The sequence below is a fragment of the Roseospira navarrensis genome, assembly GCF_009601025.1.
GTDB classification, from domain to species: Bacteria; Pseudomonadota; Alphaproteobacteria; order Rhodospirillales; family Rhodospirillaceae; genus Rhodospira; species Rhodospira navarrensis.
Genome location: NZ_WIVE01000008.1, coordinates 22,330 through 43,601, shown reverse-complemented (window position 1 = coordinate 43,601; position 21,272 = coordinate 22,330). Strand labels below are relative to the sequence as shown.

Here is a 21,272-nt window from a genome sequence, read left to right as displayed (position 1 = left end):
CGCCTCCGCCGCTTCGCGGCGCCGGCCCAGTCGGGCCGGCCACGGACTTCGACGGTCATCATCAGATGCCGTTGGGATCAGGAGTCCGATGCGTTCTTTTTCGCCTTGGCGGGCGCATTGTCGCGCCCGGCCACACGGTGCCGGGGCAGCGTGATATGGACCGTGGTGCCGGACCCCGGGTTGCTGGTGACCGAGACCCCGCCGCCGTGCAGGTCGATCAGCGCCCGCACCAGCGACAGCCCGAGGCCCCGCCGGGGTTCCAGACTGCCGCCGGCATGGGACACCGCGGCGTCCAGGGGCCGTTGCAGGGCCATCAGGTCGTCCTCGCCCAGGCCCAGCCCGGAATCGCTCACCGAGACCCGCGGCTCGCCGCCCCGTTCCATGGTCACGCGCACCATCACCGACCCGCTGGCCGGGCTGGCGCGCAGGGCCGCCCCGATCAGGGTGGAGAGCGCATGACGGATGGCCCCCTCGTCGCCCTGGATCAGGATGCGCTCATTGGGCAGGTGCCAGTCCCACGAGACGTTCCGATCCCGCCCGCTCTGCCTGAGTGCGCGGCACACCTCGCCCACCAGAAGCGTCAGGTCGAACACCCCGGCCGACCCGGGGTCGCCCCCGGTCTCCAGCCGCGCCACGTCCAGCAGTTCATTGAGCAGATCCATGAGGGACCCGCTGAGCGCCCGGATCTCCCCGGCGTATTCGCGGAACCGATCCGCGATCACCGCCTGATCGCCGGTCTCCAGCGACTCGGCGAAGCCCTGGATGGCATGGAGCGGAACCCGCAGCTCCCGGGCGAGCTGACCCAGGAACTCCGTGCGCCCCCGGGCCCGCGCCAGCGCCTGAGCCCGGGCGGCCGTCAGCGCCCGCTGGGTGCGGTACATGTTGGTCACGTCGTCGAACGTGAACACCCCCCAGGCGCGCGACTCGCCATCGCGGTCGACGGCGAACAGCCCCCGGCGCACGACCTGAAGCGTGCGGTGCCCAGCCGTGCCGGACCACCACTCGACCTCCTGCACGCCGCCCTGGGGCAGGTCCACCAGACCCGTGGGCAGGCCCATCGCCACCAGCACGTCCACGACCGGACGCCCGAGGATGTCGGCATGGTCCACGTCGAACTGGACGCAAAAGGCCGCGTTGGCCGCCAGCGCCACGTCGCGCGGCACGCCGGCCCGGCCCCTGGAGCCGTCCGGCCCGGGCACCGCGAGCAGCGCCCCGTTGTCGGCCAGATCCAGCCCCTCCAGGATGGTGGGCGCGCGGCGCTCGAACCCGGCCATGAGCGCATCCACGGCCTCCGCCCACAGCGCCGCACGGTCCCGTTTGTCCCGGCCGGGAAGGGACTCGGTCAGCACCTCGGCGAGGTCGCGGAACAGGTCGATGGTCCAGTCCTCCCAGGGCCGGGCATGGCCCCGCACCTCCTCGCGCCAGAGGTTGAAGGACTTGCGCGGCGACAGGCGCTGCGAGGCCGCATCCACCTCGACCGGCTTGTTGGGATCGCCGCCCCAGTGCACCTCCTGCACCACCTCGTCCCGGAAGCAGGCCAGGGCCACGAGCGGATCCCGGCTGACGATCACCACCAGGGCGCCGCAGCAGCCGGCCGGCAGCACGTCCTCGAACCCGCCCGCGGCGCTCAGGGCGTCCGAGACGAACAGGCCGTCCTCGGCCAGCATCGCCACCCGCTCCAGGAAGGCCCGCAGATCGCCGGGCGCCGGCGTGTTGCCGGTGGCGGCCACCCGGCCCGGCGCGCAGACCGCCAGCCCGTCGCAGCGCACCACGTCGGCCAGCCGGGGCGCGCCGAAGAACAGGGTCTCCAGCGCATTGCCGGTCTGGCGCTGGGCCGCGCCGATCAGATCCAGGAACCGCCGCTTGCGCCGCTTCTGGCGCGAGCGCTGAATCGTCAGGATGTCGCCGATGCGCTCCGAGATGCGGATGCTCAGACGGTCCATGGCCTCGCGCCGATGCCATGGCAGCATTTTGGGGCTGTAGTTGTGGCAGGCGATCAGCCCCCACAGCCGCCCATCCACCACCAGAGATGTCACCAGCGTCGCCGCCACCCCCATGTTGCGCAGATACTCGATGTGATAGGAGGACACGCTGCGCAGCACCGCCTGACCCAGGTCCAGCGGCGCTTCCTCCGCCACCGACGGCGCGCCGCGCAGCATGGGCACGCTGACGCTGCCCACATCGGCGATGACCCGCAGACGGTTCGACAGGTACAGGTCGCGGGCCTGCGACGGAATGTCGGACGCCGGATAGCGCAACCCCAGGAAGGGCGTCAGGTCGCCGGAGAAGGACTCGGCCACCACCTCGCCCGACCAGTCGGGATGGAACATGTAGGCCATGACGCGGTCATAGTCCGTCAGCCCGGCGATGGCGTGGACCGCCTGATCGAGCAGCTTGTACAGGTTTTCGCTCTCGGTCAGGGCCGCCATGGCGAACCCTTCGGCCTCATAGGTGTGTTCGGCGTCGTCCTCGTCCGATTCCGGACAGTGCTCCAGCTCCAGGATCAGGCAGGGCTGCCCCGCGTGCTCGATGCGGCGGGCGAGGCCGCGCAGCCGCTGGCTGCGGCGGCCGGTCACGGTGGAGCGGGCGTACAGGCCGAACGGGTGCCCTTCGCTGGTCCGGACCCCGCCTTCGGTCATCAGGTCCAGCAGCAGGTCGGCGGCCAGATCATCCAGCAGGCCCTCGACCGGCTGGCCCAGGATCTGCTCGGCGGTCCGGCCCAGGAACCGATCGGTGTTGTTGCTGGCCTGGATGACCGTCAGCGGCTCGCCCGCCAGCAGCAGGATGCAGCCGTGGCTCTGGACCAGTTCCAGCAGGTGAATCGGCTCGTTCTCGCACTCGCTCAGGTCCACCGTCGGCAGGTCGGCGGCACGGTCGGGCTGGGATCCGGTCATGGGGCCTCGTCGAACCAGGCGGTCAGGGCCGAAAAGGCGGCGCAGGCGGCGCCGACGGCCGCGTCGGCGCGCGCGGGATCGCGGCCCAGGGTGTTGATGAGGGCGCCAACCTGACGCCAGTGAGCCCCGATATCGACTCCCGGAGACCCCAGGAAACGCGTCGCCATGGCGGACGAGCGCGGCAGCGCGCGGCCCAGATGGCGCGCCAGACCGCGCCCGCCCAGCCGCGAGCCCTCGACCACATACAGCACCCCCAGCGCCGCGCCCTCGCCCGGGGCGACCCCCAGCCCGCCGGGCGGGCGCTCCGGGGCGGGTTCGGGCGGGGGAGCGGCTCCGGCCTCGCGCAGATCGGTCAGGTCGCGGGCGAGGTCGTACCGCCGCGAGACGCGATGGAATCCGTTCGCGGCGAACCAGCCGTCGGCGGGCACCAGCACCTCGCGTTCGGCCGCCGCCAGAAACCCATCGAAACACTCCAGGATGTGGCGGTAGCGCCGCGCGCCGAGGCTGGGGGCGAGCAGATCGCCCAGGGCGTGATGCTCGTGCAGGGCGTCGTGGACATCGCGCGTCGCCGCCCGCAGCCGCGCCATCAGGACAGGATCGCCGCCCGCTCGATCCGCATCGTCGGGCGTGGAGAGCGCGGCCTCGTCCCCGGCGGCGGACGAGGCGGTCAGATCGGGATGAACGGTCACGGTGCAAACCTCGACGGTAGAGTTGACCGGCTCGCTACGCTATCAGGCGCCCGCGCGCCAATCCACGGTCAACTGCATGCGGGCCGGACCCCGGGTCCACCCGTCACGTCAGGCTGTGCAGCCCATAGGCCACGCCGGCCGCCACCGCCGCCACCAGCAGGGCCAGCAGCGGGTTCGCCAGACGCGGGGCGCGCGCGGCGGCCTCGGCCGGCAGCCTCTTGTGACCGATCACCATGGGGCGGATGAGGTTCTCTTTCTTGATGAACAGGTACCCGAAGGCCGCCACGATATGCACCGCCGCCAGCACCAGCAGGGTGTCGAACAGGATGCCCTTGTGCAGGCTGGTGATCGTGGACGAAAGGTCGCTGCCCACCAGCGAGGCCAGCGGGCCGGAGACGAAGGCCCAGGTGTTCTCGCTGGCGAACAGGCCGGTCAGGGCCTGTCCGCCGGTGGCCAGCAGCAGCAGGATCACCATCAGCCCGCCGGCCGGATTGTGGCCCAGGGCGTTGTCCTTGCGCGTGGTGCTGAACAGGCCGCGCAGATAGCGGCCGATTTCGCCCGGCCCCTTCACGAAATCGGAGAACCGCGCGGTCTGGCTGCCGATCACGCCCCAGGCGAGCCGGAACAGCACGAGCCCGAACACCACATGCCCCGAGATGAAGTGGACCGTGAAGTTGCCCTCCTCGCCGCTCCACCAGCACACCCCGAGTGCGACGGCCAGGCTCCAGTGAAACAGGCGGGTGGGCAGGTCCCAGATCTTGACGGCCACGCGCGGGGCGGACGAAGCGGCCGGGGCGGCCCCGGTCTCGGATGACGACGCCATGGACTGAACTTCCCTGCTGCGGATCCGGTCGCGGGAGCACAGCCCGGTTGACCGCGCGCCCGAGACACGCCCATATCGAGTCAGGGCCGGACTGTCCAGGGGAACCGTCAGGGCCCGGGCGGACCCGGCTTGGGCGGCCGGGGCAATGGGGAGGCGCAACCGTGGACACGCGAACCCTGTGGGGCATTGTGGGAGCGGCCGCCGTCCTGGTGGTGGCGATCCTGGGCATTCATGCCTTCCTGTCGATGCCCGTGCTGTTCCATTCCACATTCGAGACGCCGACGGAGACGGACTCGCCCGACGTCGTCGCCGAGGACGGCGCTCCGACCGAAACCTCCACCGGCAGCGCGACCCTGGATCGGGCGTTCGCCGAGGCACGCGAGACGCTGACCGCCACGGCACCCGATCCGGCCACCCCGTCCCGACAGTCGGCCGAGGCGGGCGTATCCGATGCGGCCTCCCGCCCCGTCGTCGTTGCGAGCGTACCGGACGCCGGCGAGACCCCGCCCGAAGCGGCCGCGTCCGCCGCGCTGCCGGCCGCCGTCCCGCCGCCCAGGGTGGAGGCCAGCGGCGCGCCCGATGGCCCCGACGCGCCCACCTTCGATGTGGTCCGCGTGGACCCCGACGGCAGCGCCGTCATCGCCGGGCGGGCCGCGCCGGGGGCGACGGTGTCCGTGCTCGCCGACGGGGCCGCCATCGGCGAGGCCACGGCCGACCGCCAGGGCCAGTGGGTCTACCTGCCCGACACGCCGTTCGCGCCGGGCGCGCGCGAGTTGTCGTTGAGCGCCCGGGGGGGCGACACGGCGGGACCGGCCCCCGCCGCCCAGGCCCGCCTGTCCCCCACGGTCGTGGTGCTGTCCGTGCCCGAGCGGGAGGGCGGCTCATCCCGTGCGCCGGAAACGGGCGCCAGGGGAGATTTTGCGCCGGTCATCGCGCTGGAGGCCCCGCGCGTCGGCGGCGGCACCGGCCGTCTGCTCCAGGGACCGACGCCGGAGGTGGCGGAAGGGACCCTACAAGTCGGCCGGGTGGACTATTCCAGCACCGGCGCCCTGTCCCTGGCCGGCACGGCCGAGCCCAACGCGGTGCTGAACCTCTACATGGACAACGCCCCGGTGGCCCAGGTGCGCGCGGATGCCTCCGGCGCCTGGACCGCCCGCCCGGACACGGCGGGCCTGGAGGAACGGGTCTACACCCTGCGGGTCGATCAGGTGCGGCCGGACGGGGCTGTGGAAACCCGCGTGGAACTGCCGTTCCAGCATACGGACTTCACCTTCCGGCGCGGGGACGAGGGCGAGGCGCTGCTGGTGGTTCAGCCCGGCAACAACCTGTGGCGCGTGGCCCGGGCGGTGTACGGGCGCGGCATCGAGTACACCGTGATCTATCAGGCCAACGCCGACCAGATCCGCGATCCGGATCTGATCTACCCCGGACAAGTGTTCGTCGTGCCGGATGAGGGCGATGGTGGGGATTGAAGAATCGTTACCATTCTGAAGAGCTGGTGCCTGGACTAAGAGTCCGACGTTTGGCGGTCATCCTGAGGACGCGAAGCGACCGAAGGATCTCGGGCACGGACACGCTTCCTGCACCGCTTCACACTTCCTCCCGAGATCCCTCCCCGCCTCCGGCGGCTCGGGATGACTTTGATACCAGCGGTGGGTGAGTGTAACTCACCCACCGAGCGGCACCGGCCCGGCCGGGCCGGCGCCGCGACGCGGCGGAGGCCCTGAAACGGACGGGTCCGTTTCAGGGCCGATCCCATCCAGACTCACGAATAGCGGTAGGGCACGCCCACCTGTTCCATGACCTTGTTGTACTCCTTGAAGATCTCGACCACGCGGCCGGCGCGCGGGCTGGAGGCCGCGATCTCGTCCCAGAAGCTTTCGGCGTCCTTGACCACGGTGTCCCACTCTTCCGCCGGGATGGTGGTCAGTTCCATCTTCTTGCCGTTGACGCGCAGGTCGGCCTCGCCGCCCCAGTACCAGACCTGCCGGTAGTAGTGCGACTGGTCGATGGTGATCTTGAACAGCTCCTTCAGGTGCTCCGGCACCTTCGCCCAGGAGTCCGAGTTGGCGAAGTAGGAGCCGCACCACGCGCCGGTCACGTTGTTCAGAAGCGCGTAGTTGCAGACGTCGGCCCAGCCCACCTCGTAGGCTTCGGTGAAGCCGCACCACGCCACGCCGTCGAGCTGGCCGGTCTGGATGGCCACTTCCACGTCGTCCCAGGGCACGGTGACCGGGATCAGGCCGTAGCGGGCCAGGAAGCGGCCGGCGGTCGGCACGCCGAAGACGCGCTTGCCCTTCATGTCGGCGAGCGAGCGGATCGGCTCCTTGGTGAAGATGTGCAGCGGGTCCCACGCCCCGGCGGAGATCCACTCGACGCCGTCGATCTCGTCGTAGGCCTCCTTCCAGATCTCGTTCAGGCCGTAGCGCTGGAACAGCACCGGCAGGTCGAGGCTGTAGCGGGTCGAGAACGGGAAGTAGCCGCCGAACACGGCCACGTCGGCCGGCGAGGCCATGGTGGCGTCATCGGACTGCACGGCGTCGATGGTGCCGTTCTGCAGGGCGCGGAACAGCTCGCTGGTGGGAACGAGCTGGTCGGCGTAGTACAGCTCGATCTCCATTTCACCGTTGGCGGCCTTGTTGAAGGCCTCGATCTGCGGCTTGATGACGTGCGCCCCCAGGGGCGCGCCGGAATAGGTCTGCAGGCGCCAGCGGATCGGGCCGTTCTGGGCGTGCACGGCCGGGGCGGCCAGGGTGGAGGCGGCGGCGGCGGCCCCGGCGAGGCCGGCGGTCTTCAGGAAGCCGCGACGGTTGGCGTCGGCCGGGCCGCTGGCGGCGTCGTCCGGGCGGATGATCGTGGTCTTGTCGGTCTTCTTCATCCCTGTCGTCTCCTGTTTTGGTTCAGGTCTGGCTCGGACGCCGGGACCCCCCTGGGCGCCCCGGGACCGCACGGCGCAATGGCCCTAGTTCCCGTACACGGTGTTCGGCAGCCACAGCGCGATCTGGGGGAAGATCACGACGAGCATCAGGCCGATGGTCATCACGATCACGAATGGAATGATGGATCGGTAGATGTCGATCAACGAGATCTCCGGCGGCGCCATGGCGCGCATCAGGAACAGGTTGTAGCCGAAGGGCGGCGTCATGTAGGCGATCTGGCAGGTGATCGTGTACAGCACGCCGTACCAGATCAGGTCGAAGCCCAGCGCCCCCACCAGCGGCACGTAAAGGGGCGCCACGATCACCAGCATGGCCGTGTCGTCCAGGAACATGCCCATCAGGATGTAGGAAAGCTGCATCATGATGAGCACTTCCCACGGGCTCAGCTCCCAGCGGGTGATGAACAGCGTCTCGATGGCGCGCACCGCGCCGATGCCGTCGAACACCGCGCCGAAGGCCAGCGCCGCCAGGATGATCCACAGGAACATGCAGGAGATGCCGAGCGTCTTGCGCACCGTCTGATGCAGCACCCGGGCCGTCAGCCGCCGCTTGAACAGGGCCGCCGCCGTCGCCGCCAGCGCACCCACGGCAGCGCTCTCGACCAGGCTGGTGTAGCCCATCACGAACAGGCCGGTCATCAGGAAGAAGACCAGGAACGGAATGATGCCGGCGCGCAGCAGCCGCAGTTTCTCGACCAGCGGGATGTCCAGTTCCTCGGGCGAGAGGGTCGGCCCCAGGTGCTTCTGGATGCGGCAGCGGACGTAGATGTAGATAATGAACAGCGTGGCCATCATCAGGCCGGGCAGCGCGCCCGCGAGCCACAACTGTCCCACCGGCTGGCGCGCGATCATGCCGTACAGCACGAGCACCACGCTCGGGGGCACCAGAATCCCCAGCGATGACCCCGCCTGGATGACGCCGGTCACCATGACCTTGTCGTAGCCCCGCCGGAGCAGTTCCGGCAGCGCGATCGTGGCCCCGATGGCCATGCCCGCGACCGACAGCCCGTTCATGGCCGAGATCACCACCATCAGCCCGATGGTGCCGATGGCCAGACCGCCGTGCATGGTGCCGAACCAGACGTGGAACATCTTGTACAGGTCGTCGGCGATGCCGGACTCCGACAGCATGTAGCCCATGTAGATGAACAGGGGCAGCGTCAGCAGCGGGAACCAGTTGAAGACCTTGAAGGCCTGGCTGAAGGGCATCTCGATGGCGCCGTCGCCGTACAGCAGCAGGGCCGTGCCCGCCGCCACGGCGCCGATGGCCGCGAACACCCTCTGGCCGGTCAGCAGCATCACCATCATGACGCCAAACATGGTCATGGCGATCATTTCATGGGTCATACCGCCGTTTCCTCATGCATCCGCACGCCGGGGATCGTCACGCCCCGAGCCGTCGCCAGGTCCTTGAACAGAACGGAGAGCACCTGGAGCAGCATCAGGACGATGCCGAACACCATGATGATCTTGATCGGCGCCAGGGGCGGCGCCCACACCGACATGAGCTTCTGGTTGTACTGCAGCGAATACAGGGTCGAGGAGACCGCCCCGATCAGAAGGCACACCAGATAGAAGATCATGAAGCTGCTGGTGACCACATCCATCCACGCCTTGCCGCGCTCGGACAGCCGGTCATAGATCAGATCCATGCGCACGTGGTCGCCCAACTGCAGCGAGTGCGCCCCGCCCACGAAGTAATAGGCGGCGAGGATGAACTGAGCCATCTCGATGCACCAGTGCAGCGGGATGTTCACCACGTTGCGGGTGAAGGCGTCGAGCAGCAGCACGGCCATCATGACGAAGATCAGGCACATCGCCAGCAACCCGAACTTGTGCGAGACCCAATCGACGACCTGGACATAGAGCACTATCGGACGGGGCATGCCGGCGCCTCCCTTTTCCGCCGGGTCAACCCGGCGCTGGGACCGAACGGGGCATTCGCCCGCGCCCGCCCCCGTCGTTCCAACCTCATGGTGCGACCACCCCTTGTCATTGAACGTGGTGTCATTGCACGTGGTGTCATTGCACGTGAACCCCGCTTGCCGCGAGCGCCTCGGCCAGCGTGCCGTCCGGCGCTCGCTCGCAAACAAGATGATCGACCTGACCGAAGCCGCAAACCGTAAATGCGGCATGGCGATCGAATTTGGAGGAATCGGCGACCACCACCACGCTGTCGGCCAGGTCCACCATGGCCTGGGCGATGTGGGCTTCGTTGACGTTGATGTCCGCAACGCCCGCTCGGGCATTCAGGGCGGCGGCCCCCAGAATCGCGCGGTCCGCATGGAACGCGGCCAACTGGCGCACGGCCATCGGCCCCACGGTCTCGCGGTTGTCGCCGTCGTAGGCGCCGCCGACCAGAAAGACGCCGCTGGCGCGGCCGCCGTCGGCGATGGTCGCCGCGATCCGGGTGGAGTTCGTGACCACGGTCAGGCGGTCGATTCGGGCCAGGTCCTGGGCACAGAGCAGGGTCGTGGAGCCGGTGTCGATCAGGAGGGTCTCGCCCGGCTCGATCAGACGGGCGAGCTTGGCGGCGATCTCGCGCTTGGCCGGCTCGTGCTGCGTCATGCGGTCGCGGAAGGGGCCTTCCTCGCGGCGGCTGGGCACCTTGGCGCCGCCGTGGACCTTCTGCACCACGCCCGCTTCGGACAGCGCGGTCAGGTCGCGCCGGATCGTCTCGTGCGACGCCTGGAAGGCGCGGGCCAGGGCCTCCACCGTCACGGTGCCGCGCGTGCGGACCATGTCCGCAATGCGCGCCTGCCGGACCCGCGGGCTCATTGCCGTTTGACTGCGCATTGCGCGCCCCCTCAGGGAGAACTGACCCCTTGTTGGGCAAAAACTCTACCGAGGGAATTGACTGTTTCCAACATGTTTTTCGTTTCCCTCTGATTCAACACGAAAAATGGGGATGCCGCCACGCCGTCGCGATTGACCGAACGGTCAAAGCGGCGTACCGTGAGTGCACCCATGGGCCAATCCAGACCGGCCCCGGACTCGCCAGGGAGAGGCACCGCGTGACATCCAACGGTCTCTACGACGTGGCCGTCATCGGCGCAGGCGTGGTCGGATGCGCCATGGCCCGGCGGTTCACGCTGGACGGGGCGCGCGTGCTGGTGCTGGAGCGCGCACCGGACATCCTGGATGGGGCCAGCAAGGGCAACAGCGGCATCCTGCACACCGGGTTCGACGCCCCGCCCGATACCCTGGAACAGGCGTGCATCGCCGCCGGCCATCAGGAGTACCTGAAGATCCGCGACCGCCTCGGCCTGCCGCTGCGGACCACGGGCGCGATGGTCGTCGCCTGGACGGAGGCCGAGGCCGCGCGCCTGCCGGCGCTGATGGAGCAGGCGCACCGCAACGGCGTGACCGACGTGCGGCCGCTCGACCGGGCGGAGATCCTGGAGCGCGCGCCTCACATCAACCCGGCGTTCCACGGCGGGTTCCTGGTGCCGCGCGAATCGGTGATCGACCCGTGGGCGGCGCCCACGGGCTATCTGCTCCAGGCCATCGCCAACGGCGCCCATGTGGACCGCAACGCCCCGGTCCAGGGCGGCGCGTTCGACGGCGAGACCTGGCGGCTGGACCTGCCCGGGCGCAGCGTGCGGACGCGCAGCGTCATCAACTGCGCCGGGCTGTACGGCGACCACGTGGACCAACTGCTGCTGGGCGCGCCGGGGTTCGAGATCCGGCCGCGCAAGGGGCAGTTCGTGGTGTTCGACAAGGCGGCGGCGCGACTGCTGCCCACCATCCTGCTGCCGGTACCCAGCCCCACCACCAAGGGGGTCGTGGTCTGCCCCACCGCCTACGGCAACATCCTGGTCGGCCCCACGGCCGAGGAGCAGGAGAGCCGCGCGGACGCCTCGGTGGACGGCGCAACCCTGGCCATGCTGCGCGAGACGGCGGCCCGCCTGGTGCCCGCCCTGGCCGGCCAGCCGATCACCGCCACCTATGCCGGCATCCGCCCCGCGACCGAAGAGAAAGGCTACCGCATCACGCCCTACCCGGACCGGCGCTACATCTCCGTGGGCGGCATCCGCTCCACCGGACTGACCGCCGCCCTGGGCATCGCCCGGCACGTGGCCGGACTGCACCGCGCCTGCGGGACCGACTGGGCGCCCCTGGCCGCACCCGGCTGGCCGGCCGCGCCGCGCCTGTCGGAGACGGACCCGCGCGACTGGCAGGACCGCGACAACGGCGGCATCGTCTGCCACTGCGAACTCGTGACCCGGCGCGAGATCGAGGCCGCGCTGGGCGGCCCCCTGCCCGCCCGCAGCCTGGGCGGCCTGAAACGGCGCACCCGGGCGACCATGGGGCGCTGCCAGGGCTTCTATTGTTCGGGCGCCCTGGCCGAGATCACCGCCGGGCACTTCGCCGCGCCCCTGGCCGACCCGGCGGAGGATCGCCATGACTGACGCCGGCCGCACGGGGCCCGGCGGGTCCGACAGCGAATGGGACGTGATCGTGATCGGCGGCGGACCGTCCGGCCTGTCCGCCGCCACGCGCCTGCGGGCGCTCGGCGTGCCCCGGGTCGCCGTGCTGGAGCGCGAGGTCGAGGCCGGCGGCGTGCCGCGGCACTGCGGCCACTCACCCTATGGCCTGCGGGAGTTCGGCCGGCTGATGGGCGGGCGGAGCTATGCCGCCTGTCTGGTCGAGGCCGCCCAGGCCGCCGGAGCCGAAGTGCTGACCCAGCACACCGTGGTGTCCTTCGGTCCCGGCCCGGACCCGGTGCTGATCGTGACCACGCCAAGCGGCGCCACCCTGATGACCGCGCGGCGGGTGGTGCTGGCCACCGGCATCCGCGAGACCAGCCGCGCCGCGCGCCTGTTGGGCGGCGACAGACCGCTGGGTGTGATGTCCACCGGCGCGTTGCAGGCCGTGGTCTATCTGCAGCGCATGACGCCGTTCCGCCGACCCGTGGTGCTGGGCACGGAGCTGGTGTCCTTCTCCGCCCTGCTGACCTGCCGCCATGCGGGCGCCCGCCCCCGGGCCATGATCGAACCGAACGACGGCCTCACCGCGCGCGGACCCGCCCGGCTGCTGCCCCTGGCGCTGGGCATTCCCCTGCACCTGGGCACGGACATCGCGGCCATCCACGGCGCGACACGGGTGGAGGGCGTCACCCTGCGCGACCGCGACGGGGCGACCCGGACGCTCGACTGCGACGGGGCGGTCATCACCGGCCGCTTCACGCCCGAGGCGGCCCTGGCCCGCATGGCCGGCTGGACCGTGGACCCGGGCACGGAGGGCCCGCGCATCGACGGGTTCGGGCGCAGCCTCGACCACCCGGCCTATTTCGCGACCGGCAACCTGCGCCGTCCGGTGGAGACCGCCGGCTGGTGCTGGGGCGAGGGACAGGCCACCGCCGCGGCCGTCGCCGCCGACCTGGAGCGCGGGCTTCCGCCGCCCGACGACGCGGTGCCGTTGACCGTCGCGGGCGATCCGCTGCGCTACGTGGTGCCGCAGGCCATCCACCCGACCGCCGAGACCCCGGACCTGATGCCGGAGGTCGCCCAGCTTCGCCTGTCGCGGCCCGCGCGCGGCACCCTGATCGCGGAGCAGGACGGCCGGACGCTCTGGTCGCGGCGCCTGGACAGCCGGCCCGAGCGCCGCATCACCGTGCCCCTGCGTCCGATGATCGAAGCCGTCGAGCCGGGCGGCCCCATGACGTTCCGGCTGAGGGAGGCCCCCTGACATGTCCGATCCCGCCGCCGCCGTTCTCGCCATCGACCAGGGCACCACCAGCACCCGGGGCCTGCGGCTGGCCGCCGATGGATCGGCCACCGTCCGCCACGCCGTGACGCACGCCCAGCACTATCCGAAACCGGACTGGGTCGAGCACGACCCGGCGGACCTGCTGCGCAGCATCGACGCCTGTCTGGAGGCCGCCGGGCCGGTGCGCGCGGTGGCCCTCGACAACCAGGGCGAAAGCTGCCTCGCCTGGGACGCCGAGACCCTGGAGCCGCTCTCGCCGGTCGTCGTCTGGCAGGACAGCCGCACCCAGAGCGTGGTGGACGCCCTCAAGCGCGACGGCGCCGAGGCGGAGGTGATGCGCCGCAGCGGGCTGCCGCTGGATTCCTACTTCTCGGCCAGCAAGCTGGCGTGGCTGTACCAGACCGTCCCGGACGCGGCGCGCCTGCACGCCCGGGGCCGGCTGCGCCTGGGGACCACCGATGCGTTCTTTCTGCACCGGCTGACCGGGCGGTGCGTGACCGACGCCACCACGGCCTCGCGCACGTCGCTGATGAACATCGAAACTCTCGCCTGGGACCCGGACCTGTGCCGTCTGTTCGGCGTGCCCTTGGAGGCGCTGCCGCCGATCGTGCCCACCACCGGGGACTTCGGCACGCTGATGACGGAGCACGGGCCGGTGCCCGTGGTCACCAGCATCGTGGATCAGCAAGCGGCCCTCTACGGCCACGGCTGTCGCGTGGCGGGGGATGCCAAGATCACCTTCGGCACCGGCGCCTTCGCGCTCATGGTCACCGGGGACAGCCCCCTGCGCGCGCCCGAACGCGGCCTGTCGCCCACGGTCGCCTGGCACAGGGACGGCGAGGCCCCCCAGTACGCCATCGACGGCGCCGTGTTCTGCGCCAGCGCGGCCGTGAACTGGGCGCGCGACCTGGGCCTGTTCCGGTCGTTCGACGAGATCAACGCCTTCGAAGGGCCCTCCGCCGTGGAGCGCGGGCTTGTGTTCGTGCCCGCGCTGACCGGACTGGCCTGCCCGCACTGGGTCCGCAAGGCGCGCGGCGCCTGGCTCGGCCTGTCGCTGGAAACCACGGCCGCCGACATGGTGCGGGCGGTGCTGGAGGGCGTGGCCTTCCGCGCCGCCGAGGTGCTGGAGGCCATGGGGTCCCTGCGCCCCACCGGGGATACGGTGTCGGTGGACGGCGGCCTGACCGCCAACCCCTACTTCGTGCAGTTCCTGGCCTGCGCCCTGGACCGCCGCATCGTCGTGCCGGCCGGGGCCGAGGTCACCGCGCTGGGCGCGGCCCGCCTGGCCGCCGAACACGTGGGGCTGACCATCCCGGCGCGGGACACTCCGGTCATGGTCGAACCCCCGGCCATCCCCGGGTCGGGCGGAGTCCGCTTCCAGAAGGCCGTGTCGATCGTTGCCGACTGGCCATGACCCGGACGGGGCCTCACGGCGCAACTATATTTTAAATACTGCTATCTTTTGGGATAGAAAGTTCGTATGATGCCGGCCATCGAACATCATCCAGTCTAGCCGCGACCCAAACCGCCCCATGCGCCCCTGGCGCCCGTGCGGGGACCCGCCGCAACACGAGCGGGGCGCGACTGGACGGGACAGGGAGGAGGCCCGCCATGATGCGCACCGTGACCGCCGATCTCGGCACCGGGCCCGTGCCCGACTACGAATCCGTGACCGTTGACGAGTCGGGCCTGTGGGTTCACCGGGCGCTGGCCGATTTCCGGCGCGCCCCCGTCACCAGCCTGATCTACGGCGGCGTGTTCGTCGGGATCTCCTGGCTGGTGGTCGCGGCCATGCTGTTCGCGGGGCTGGGCTCCGTGCTGCTGCCCCTGGCGAGCGGCTTCATGCTGGTGGGCGCGATGTTCGCCGTGCCGCTGCACGTCATCAGCCGCGCCCACGAGCAGGGCGAGTCCATCAGCCTGATCGAGGCCATCCGCCGCAGCCGCGCCAGCGTGCCGGGCCTGGCCTTCGTCGGCATCACCCTCACCCTGGTGATGCTGTCATGGATGCTGCTGGCCCTGCTGCTGTTCGCCGGGTTCTACGGCGGCCAACCGCCCACGCTCACGCATTTCGCCACGGCCCTGCTGAGCAGCCCGCAGGCGGCCATCTTCCTGGCGGTGGGCACCGTGGTCGGCGGCGTGATGGCCACGGTCGCCTTCGCGCTGGCGGCGTTCTCGATCCCCATGCTGGTGGACAGGCCGGACACCCAGCCCGTCCACGCCATGGCGGTCAGCATCGAGGCCGTGGCCCGTCAGCCCGGCGTGCTGATCGGCTGGGGCGCGACCATCGGCTTCATCACCGTCTCGGGCATGGTGCCGGCCTTCCTCGGTCTGGCGTTCACCCTGCCGCTGGCCGGCTATGCCTCGTGGCACGCCTACCGGGCGATCCTGCCGCGCGGGGCGTGATCCCTGATCCCCTTCCTGCGAGAACGGGGCCTCAGACCGCCCGGCCTGTAACGTGACGTCATACGCCGCTTCGCGGCGTACGGCTTTTGTCCTGACGAGTCAGGACAAAAGCCGGCCAGTCTCACGCCGTCGGCGGTTCCGGCGCGGGCCCCATGTCCAGCAGAATGCGGCCGTCCTCCGTCAGCGCGAAATCGACCCAGGTGATTTCCCAGGGGTGACCGTCCGGATCGGCGAAATAGGCCGTCACCCCGCCCCACGGCATGGTGCGCGGCCCCTTGAGGATCCGCGCCCCGGCGGCCTCCGCCACCGCCAGACGGGCCGGCACCTCCTCCGGCGTTTTCACGTTGAAGGCCAGGGTGATGCCGCCGGGCCGCCCGTCGGGCAGGCCCGTGTCCTCGGCCAGGGCGTCCCGGCCGTACAGGCTGAGCACCACACCCCCGCCATCCAGGAACACCACCTCGTCATTGCTCTCGGGGGCGGCGCGCAGCCCCAGCGCCTCGTAGAACGCCCGCGCCCGCGCCATATCGGCCACGGCCAGGGTCACCAGACTGATCGCGGGCATGCGCCCCTCCCTGTCACCAACACTGGCCCGGAGCATAGCACGCCGCGCCGGGGGGCCGTCTGCCCCGCCCCTATTCTTAAGAAACTGTCATGCGCCGGCAAATCCCCCGTCACGTGCCCCATGCGATAAAGGGAGCATCAGAGGCGGACGGAACACCGCACCTGATCCTCAGCGAAGAGCCAAGAGCACCGTATCCGATCGAAATCCAGGACCTCCGACCCCCGGGACCCACCCGCTTCAGCCACGGATGGCCACCGAACAGAGACTTTCCTTCTCGAACCCCGCGCTTCAGCCACGCGACGGTTCATATGGGACCCAAACGCAACGCCCGCCTCGCACCCCCCTCGCGAGGCGGGCGTTTCGCTGTCCGGGCCCCGTCTTGGGCCAGAGCGCCCTTGAAGAGCGCCCTTGATCGGCAAGAGCAGCCCGGCCCATCATCCGGAAGCGATGCGCCGGCATCGCGCCACGGTCGCGGGAGCCCCCACCATGGTCCTCAGTCTCGACACCCGCCGCACCATCCGCGCCAGCCAGCCGCGCGTGATCCTGGAGGACCGGCACACCCGGGATTGCCGCGTGCTGCCGTCCCGGGACCACCTGATGGACCACATGCCGAAGGACGCCGAGGCGGCCGAAGTCGGCGTCGCCCACGGCGATTTCACCCGGGTCATCCTGGACCGCGCCCGGCCCCGGCGGCTGCACCTGATCGACCTGTGGTCCGGCGATCGCTTCGAGAGCGGCCTTGAGGCCGTCAAGGACGCCTTCGCCCCCCGGATCGCCGACGACTCGGTGCGGCTGCACGTGGGCGAATCGGTCCCCATGCTGGATGCCTTCCCCGACGCCAGCCTGGACTGGATCTATCTGGACTCGGACCACTCCTACGACACCACGCGGCAGGAACTGGAGATCGCGGCCCGCGTGCTGCGCCCGGGCGGGCTGGTGGCCGGCCACGACTATTGCGCCGGCAACGTGGTCAAGCCGGTGGTCTACGGCGTGGTGGAGGCGGTCAACGCCTTCTGCGCCCAGTACGACTGGCGGTTCCGGTTCCTGACCGTGGAGCCCAACGGCTACTTCAGCTTCTGCCTGCAGGCGCCCTGATCCCGGGCGAGATCAAGTCTCCGGCCATTCCGTGGGGTCACGGTCGCGGTCCCGCTCGCGCTTGAACACCGCATTCGCAAGCTGGTCCATGAGCGCCAGGAAGGCCACGTCGGGCTGGGCGGGCACCGGGCCGCCCCAGCCCTCGCCCCACGCGATCATCTTCGTGCCGTTGCACAGGGCCGCGCTGGCGTGCAGCGTGCCGCCTTTGGGGCTGTCCGTGGGCAAACCGGCCTCGCACAGGGCCTGACCAGCGACGATGCCGCCCCCGCTCAGGAACAGAACCATGCGGTAGCCGGGATGATCGGGACCGAAGCGGTCGGGGGCGGGCACGAAGGCGAGCGGGCGGCCGTTCACGTTGCCGCTCAGGCCGTCGGCGGCGGCCGCGCGGACGAAGGCGTCGGCGGCCTGGGGAAAGGGATTGCCGACCACATCCAGCGGTAGGCCGGACACCGGCAGATACTTGAACACGTCGTTCAGGCTGGAGACGTGCGAGACCGTGCGCGGTCCGGCGCAGGCAGCCAGGGCCAGCGCGGCGGCAACGGCCGCGCCGACACCGAGGATGGGACGCGTGAACCGGGAGCACGAACCGGGCGATGGGGTGGGCATCGCATCGACCTTTCCGTCAGGGATCCGGCGCCGCGCGCGGTCACGCGGGCGCCACCCGGCCTATATGGGCCGCCGCATGCGGCGCGTCCACGGCGCCCAGCAGGACGACCCCTTTCTTATAAGATTGATCACGGAAAATCGGGGTTGCAGGGTTTCCGGGCCGGAGCGGTCAAACGGGACAACCCCTCCCCAGCCCTCCCCATTCCATGGGGAGGGAGTCCGGTCGGCGCCTCATGGACCCAGACGCCTCCCCCATTTATGGGGAAGGTTGGGAGGGGGTTCAGGCTCGAAGCGCGACGCCAGAGGGCCCTTCTGGTTCCCCAGAAATCCGTGATGAACCTTATTAAAGCAAGAGGCCGAACGCTTTCATAAGCGCCGGCCTTGCTAAAGGATGCGTTCATCAGACGGCGTCGGCGCCGGGCCACACCGGCCCATCCGACGCCCTCCCCGCTGAGGCTCACCCCGTGCGTTCGAACATCGCGATCTTCAGGTCCGCGATGGCCTTGCCGGGGTTGAGGCCCTTCGGGCACGTCGTGGTGCAGTTCATGATGGTGTGACAGCGATACATGCGGAACGGGTCGTCCAGCATGTCCAGGCGCTCTTCGGTCGCCTCGTCGCGGCTGTCGAACACCCAGCGGGCGGCCTGCAGCAGGATCGCCGGACCCAGGTAGCGGTCCGCGTTCCACCAGTAGCTGGGGCACGACGTGGAGCAGCAGAAGCACAGCACGCATTCCCACAGACCGTCGAGCTTCTCGCGCTCCTCCGGGCTTTGCAGGCGTTCGCCGCTGGTGGGCGTGGGGCTGTCGGTCTTCATCCACGGCTCGATCATCTCGTACTGCGCGTAGATGTGGGTCAGGTCGGGGACCAGATCCTTGACCACGGCCATATGGGGCAGCGGATAGATGTCCACCGCCCCCTTGATCTCGGCGATCGGCTTCAGGCAGGCGAGCGTGTTGTCCGTGTCGATGTTCATCGCGCAGGACCCGCAGATGCCCTCGCGGCAGGACCGGCGGAAGGTCAGGGTCGGATCGACCTCGTTCTTGATCTTGATGAGGGCATCCAGGACCATCGGCCCGCAGTCGTCCAGATCGACGTGGAACGTGTCCAGAGTCGGGTTGTCGCCCGAGTCCGGGTCGTAGCGGTAGATCTTGAAAGTCTTGACGTTTTTGGCGCCGGCCGGAGCCGGCCAGGTCTTGCCGGGCTTGACCCGGGACTTGGGAGGAAGCGAGAACTCCACCATGACGTCGATCCTTGGTTATGCGTCCGTTTGGCTGTCGAGTCCGACAACGCAGCCCATAGGTCCGGGGGCCCGGAGACCCCGTGACCTCTCAACCCGCTAGTACACCCGCTTTTGCGGCGCGATGTACGCCACGTCCTTGGTCAGCGTGTAGGTATGCACCGGCCGGTAATCCAGCGTCGTCTTGCCGGTGTCCGGGTCCACCCAGGCCAGCGAGTGCTTCATCCAGGTGGCGTCGTCGCGGTCCGGATAGTCCTCGCGGGCGTGGGCGCCCCGGCTCTCCTTGCGCGCCTCGGCGCTGTAGACGGTCGCCTTGGCGCAGGCCAGCAGGTTCTCCAGCTCCAGCGCCTCCACCAGGTCGGTGTTGAACACCAGCGAGCGATCGGCGACCTTGATGTCGGCGACCGTCTCGGCGATGGCGTCCACGCTCTTCACCCCCTGGGACAGGCTTTCGGCGGTGCGGAACACGGCCGCGTCCGTCTGCATGGCCTTCTGCATGTCCAGGCGGATGGCCGAGGTCAGGCGCGCGCCGTTGGCGGTGCGCAGGCGCTCCAGGCGGGCCACGCCGCGCGCGCCGGCGTCCTTGGGCAACGGCGCATGGCCCGTGCCCGGCTGGATGGTCTGGGCGCAGCGCTTGGCGGCGGCGCGGCCGAACACGACCAGATCGAGCAGCGAGTTGGTGCCCAGGCGGTTGGCCCCGTGCACCGAGACCGAGGCGCACTCGCCCACCGCCATCAGACCCGGCACGATGGCGTCCGGATCGTCGCGGGTGGGGTTGATGACCTCGCCCATGTAGTTGGTGGGGATGCCGCCCATGTTGTAATGCACGGTCGGCAGCACCGGGATCGGGTCCTTGGTGGCGTCCACGCCGGAGAACACGCGCGCCGTCTCGGTGATGCCCGGCAGGCGCTTGTGCAGCACATCGCCGCCCAGGTGCTCCAGGTGCAGGAAGATGTGGTCGCTGTCCTTGCCCACGCCGCGACCCTCGCGGATCTCCATGGTCATGGCGCGGCTGACCACGTCGCGGCTGGCCAGATCCTTGGCGTTGGGCGCGTAGCGCTCCATGAAGCGCTCACCGGCGGCGTTGGTGAGATAGCCGCCCTCGCCGCGCGCGCCCTCTGTAATCAGGCAGCCGGCGCCGTAGATGCCGGTGGGGTGGAACTGCACGAACTCCATGTCCTGCAGGGGCAGGCCGGCGCGCGCCACCATGGCGTTGCCGTCGCCGGTGCAGGTGTGCGCCGAGGTGCACGAGAAGTAGGTGCGGCCATAGCCGCCGGTCGCCAGGATCGTCTGGTGCCCGCGGAACCGATGCAGGGTGCCGTCGTCCAGGTTCCAGGCCACGACCCCGCGACAGGCGCCGTCCTCCATGATGAGGTCGAGGGCGAAGAACTCGATGAAGAACTTCGCCTTGTACTTCAGCGACTGCTGATAGAGCGTGTGCAGGATGGCGTGGCCGGTGCGGTCGGCGGCCGCGCAGGCGCGCTGCACCGGGGCTTCGCCGAAGTTGCGCATGTGGCCGCCGAAGGGGCGCTGATAGATGCGACCATCCTCGGTGCGCGAGAACGGCACGCCGAAGTGCTCCAGCTCGTGCACCGCCGGGATGGCCTCGCGGCACATGTACTCGATGGCGTCCTGATCGCCCAGCCAGTCCGACCCCTTGACGGTGTCGTACATGTGCCATTCCCACTTGTCCTCGGCCATGTTGCCGAGGGCGGCGCCGACGCCGCCCTGGGCGGCGACGGTGTGGGAACGGGTCGGGAAGACCTTGGTCAGGCAGGCGGTCTTGAGGCCCTCGGCCACGGCGCCGAAGGTGGCGCGCAGGCCGGCGCCGCCGGCGCCGACGACGACAACGTCGTAATCGTGGTCGATGAACGCGGGGGATGCCATGGGGCCGTTACCCTCCGAAGGCCAGGGTGAGGACGCAGATGGTGCAGAACAGGCCGCCGGCGATGGCGAACAGCTTCGTCAGCAGCACGGTGACGTGCTTCACCGCCGGGGCGTGGATGTAGTCTTCCTGCACGACGATGGCGCCCAGGGCGCCATGGTGAAAGGCGGCGACGATGAACAGGATCATCAGGGTCGCGTTCAGCGGCTGGGCCATCCAGGCCTGGAACGTCGCATGATCGACCCCCGCGTTGCCGATCACCGCGCCGAACACGAACCACAGGGCCAGCGGCACCAGGGCGATGCCGCCGATGCGCTCGGCGAACCAGTGGTCGGCCGCGCCCGTCTTGGCGGAGCCGCGTCCGCGCGCGACACCCAGGGCGGACCGCATGGTGGGGCTCTTGCCGGAACTCATGGCCACGTCCTCCC

At 70.1% G+C, this 21,272-nt stretch carries 18 protein-coding genes; 6 read left to right on the top strand and 12 right to left on the bottom strand.

What is annotated here, in order from left to right:
• Window positions 1-77: 77 nt before the first annotated feature.
• The 3 genes from GHC57_RS20215 to GHC57_RS04420 form a co-directional block, all read right to left on the bottom strand.
• The gene (locus tag GHC57_RS20215; protein ID WP_153341588.1) at window positions 78-2,894 is read right to left on the bottom strand and encodes an ATP-binding protein; all 2,817 of its coding nucleotides are present in this window, start codon (window positions 2,892-2,894) and stop codon (window positions 78-80) included.
• Window positions 2,891-3,583, bottom strand: coding sequence for a biliverdin-producing heme oxygenase (locus GHC57_RS04425; RefSeq protein WP_153341586.1), 693 nt, complete (start codon window positions 3,581-3,583; stop codon window positions 2,891-2,893). The genes GHC57_RS20215 and GHC57_RS04425 overlap by 4 nt, the downstream gene beginning before the upstream one ends.
• Before the next feature lie 103 nt (window positions 3,584-3,686).
• A complete protein-coding gene (locus GHC57_RS04420; protein WP_153341584.1) occupies window positions 3,687-4,406 on the bottom strand; it encodes a cytochrome b/b6 domain-containing protein in 720 nt (239 codons plus the stop codon).
• A 161-nt stretch (window positions 4,407-4,567) separates the two neighbouring features.
• On the opposite strand from GHC57_RS04420, the gene GHC57_RS20395 reads away from it, so the two are divergent.
• A complete protein-coding gene (locus GHC57_RS20395; protein ID WP_153341582.1) occupies window positions 4,568-5,878 on the top strand; it encodes a LysM peptidoglycan-binding domain-containing protein in 1,311 nt (436 codons plus the stop codon).
• Window positions 5,879-6,171: 293 nt separating this feature from the next.
• Here the strand turns inward: GHC57_RS20395 and GHC57_RS04410 are convergent, their stop codons facing one another.
• The 4 genes from GHC57_RS04410 to GHC57_RS04395 all read right to left on the bottom strand — a co-directional run bounded on the left by GHC57_RS04410 (window position 6,172) and on the right by GHC57_RS04395 (window position 10,122).
• Window positions 6,172-7,284, bottom strand: a complete 1,113-nt coding sequence (locus GHC57_RS04410) for a TRAP transporter substrate-binding protein (RefSeq protein ID WP_153341580.1) — start codon at window positions 7,282-7,284, stop codon at window positions 6,172-6,174.
• An 84-nt stretch (window positions 7,285-7,368) separates the two neighbouring features.
• The gene (locus GHC57_RS04405; RefSeq protein WP_153341578.1) at window positions 7,369-8,691 is read right to left on the bottom strand and encodes a TRAP transporter large permease; all 1,323 of its coding nucleotides are present in this window, start codon (window positions 8,689-8,691) and stop codon (window positions 7,369-7,371) included.
• Window positions 8,688-9,230: a TRAP transporter small permease subunit gene (locus GHC57_RS04400; RefSeq protein WP_153341576.1), complete on the bottom strand. Its 543-nt coding sequence runs from the start codon at window positions 9,228-9,230 to the stop codon at window positions 8,688-8,690. Before GHC57_RS04400 ends, GHC57_RS04405 begins: the two co-directional genes overlap by 4 nt.
• Before the next feature lie 136 nt (window positions 9,231-9,366).
• On the bottom strand, window positions 9,367-10,122 hold the full coding sequence (locus GHC57_RS04395) for a DeoR/GlpR family DNA-binding transcription regulator (RefSeq protein WP_153341574.1): 756 nt from the start codon (window positions 10,120-10,122) through the stop codon (window positions 9,367-9,369).
• Window positions 10,123-10,358: 236 nt separating this feature from the next.
• Between GHC57_RS04395 and GHC57_RS04390 the strand changes: the two genes are divergently transcribed.
• The 4 genes from GHC57_RS04390 (at window position 10,359) to GHC57_RS04375 (ending at window position 15,459) form a co-directional block, all read left to right on the top strand.
• Window positions 10,359-11,756 carry an NAD(P)/FAD-dependent oxidoreductase gene (locus GHC57_RS04390; protein WP_343031103.1) on the top strand — a complete coding sequence of 466 codons (1,398 nt, stop codon included), beginning with the start codon at window positions 10,359-10,361 and terminating at the stop codon, window positions 11,754-11,756.
• Complete coding sequence (locus tag GHC57_RS04385) at window positions 11,749-13,035, top strand: NAD(P)/FAD-dependent oxidoreductase (RefSeq protein ID WP_153341572.1); 1,287 nt, start codon at window positions 11,749-11,751, stop codon at window positions 13,033-13,035. The genes GHC57_RS04390 and GHC57_RS04385 overlap by 8 nt, the downstream gene beginning before the upstream one ends.
• A gap of 1 nt (window position 13,036) precedes the next feature.
• Entirely contained in the window at window positions 13,037-14,470 is a 1,434-nt protein-coding gene (locus GHC57_RS04380) for an FGGY family carbohydrate kinase (RefSeq protein ID WP_153341569.1), read from the top strand.
• 197 nt (window positions 14,471-14,667) lie between these two features.
• On the top strand, window positions 14,668-15,459 hold the full coding sequence (locus tag GHC57_RS04375; RefSeq protein WP_153341567.1) for a DUF2189 domain-containing protein: 792 nt from the start codon (window positions 14,668-14,670) through the stop codon (window positions 15,457-15,459).
• A 121-nt stretch (window positions 15,460-15,580) separates the two neighbouring features.
• Here GHC57_RS04375 and GHC57_RS04370 read toward each other — a convergent pair whose 3' ends face one another.
• The gene (locus GHC57_RS04370) at window positions 15,581-16,021 is read right to left on the bottom strand and encodes a VOC family protein (protein WP_153341565.1); all 441 of its coding nucleotides are present in this window, start codon (window positions 16,019-16,021) and stop codon (window positions 15,581-15,583) included.
• Window positions 16,022-16,507: 486 nt separating this feature from the next.
• Here GHC57_RS04370 and GHC57_RS04365 point away from each other — a divergent pair, with 486 nt between their 5' ends.
• Window positions 16,508-17,116, top strand: a complete 609-nt coding sequence (locus GHC57_RS04365; RefSeq protein ID WP_153341563.1) for a class I SAM-dependent methyltransferase — start codon at window positions 16,508-16,510, stop codon at window positions 17,114-17,116.
• Window positions 17,117-17,128: 12 nt separating this feature from the next.
• Here GHC57_RS04365 and GHC57_RS04360 read toward each other — a convergent pair whose 3' ends face one another.
• The 4 genes from GHC57_RS04360 to sdhD all read right to left on the bottom strand — a co-directional run bounded on the left by GHC57_RS04360 (window position 17,129) and on the right by sdhD (window position 21,258).
• Window positions 17,129-17,722: a hypothetical protein gene (locus GHC57_RS04360; RefSeq protein ID WP_153341561.1), complete on the bottom strand. Its 594-nt coding sequence runs from the start codon at window positions 17,720-17,722 to the stop codon at window positions 17,129-17,131.
• Window positions 17,723-18,179: 457 nt separating this feature from the next.
• Complete coding sequence (locus tag GHC57_RS04355) at window positions 18,180-18,962, bottom strand: succinate dehydrogenase iron-sulfur subunit (RefSeq protein ID WP_153341559.1); 783 nt, start codon at window positions 18,960-18,962, stop codon at window positions 18,180-18,182.
• Between the two features lie 96 nt (window positions 18,963-19,058).
• A complete protein-coding gene (sdhA, locus tag GHC57_RS04350; protein ID WP_153341557.1) occupies window positions 19,059-20,846 on the bottom strand; it encodes a succinate dehydrogenase flavoprotein subunit in 1,788 nt (595 codons plus the stop codon).
• A 7-nt stretch (window positions 20,847-20,853) separates the two neighbouring features.
• Window positions 20,854-21,258, bottom strand: a complete 405-nt coding sequence (gene sdhD / locus GHC57_RS04345; RefSeq protein ID WP_153341555.1) for a succinate dehydrogenase, hydrophobic membrane anchor protein — start codon at window positions 21,256-21,258, stop codon at window positions 20,854-20,856.
• Between the last annotated feature and the right edge of the window lie 14 nt (window positions 21,259-21,272).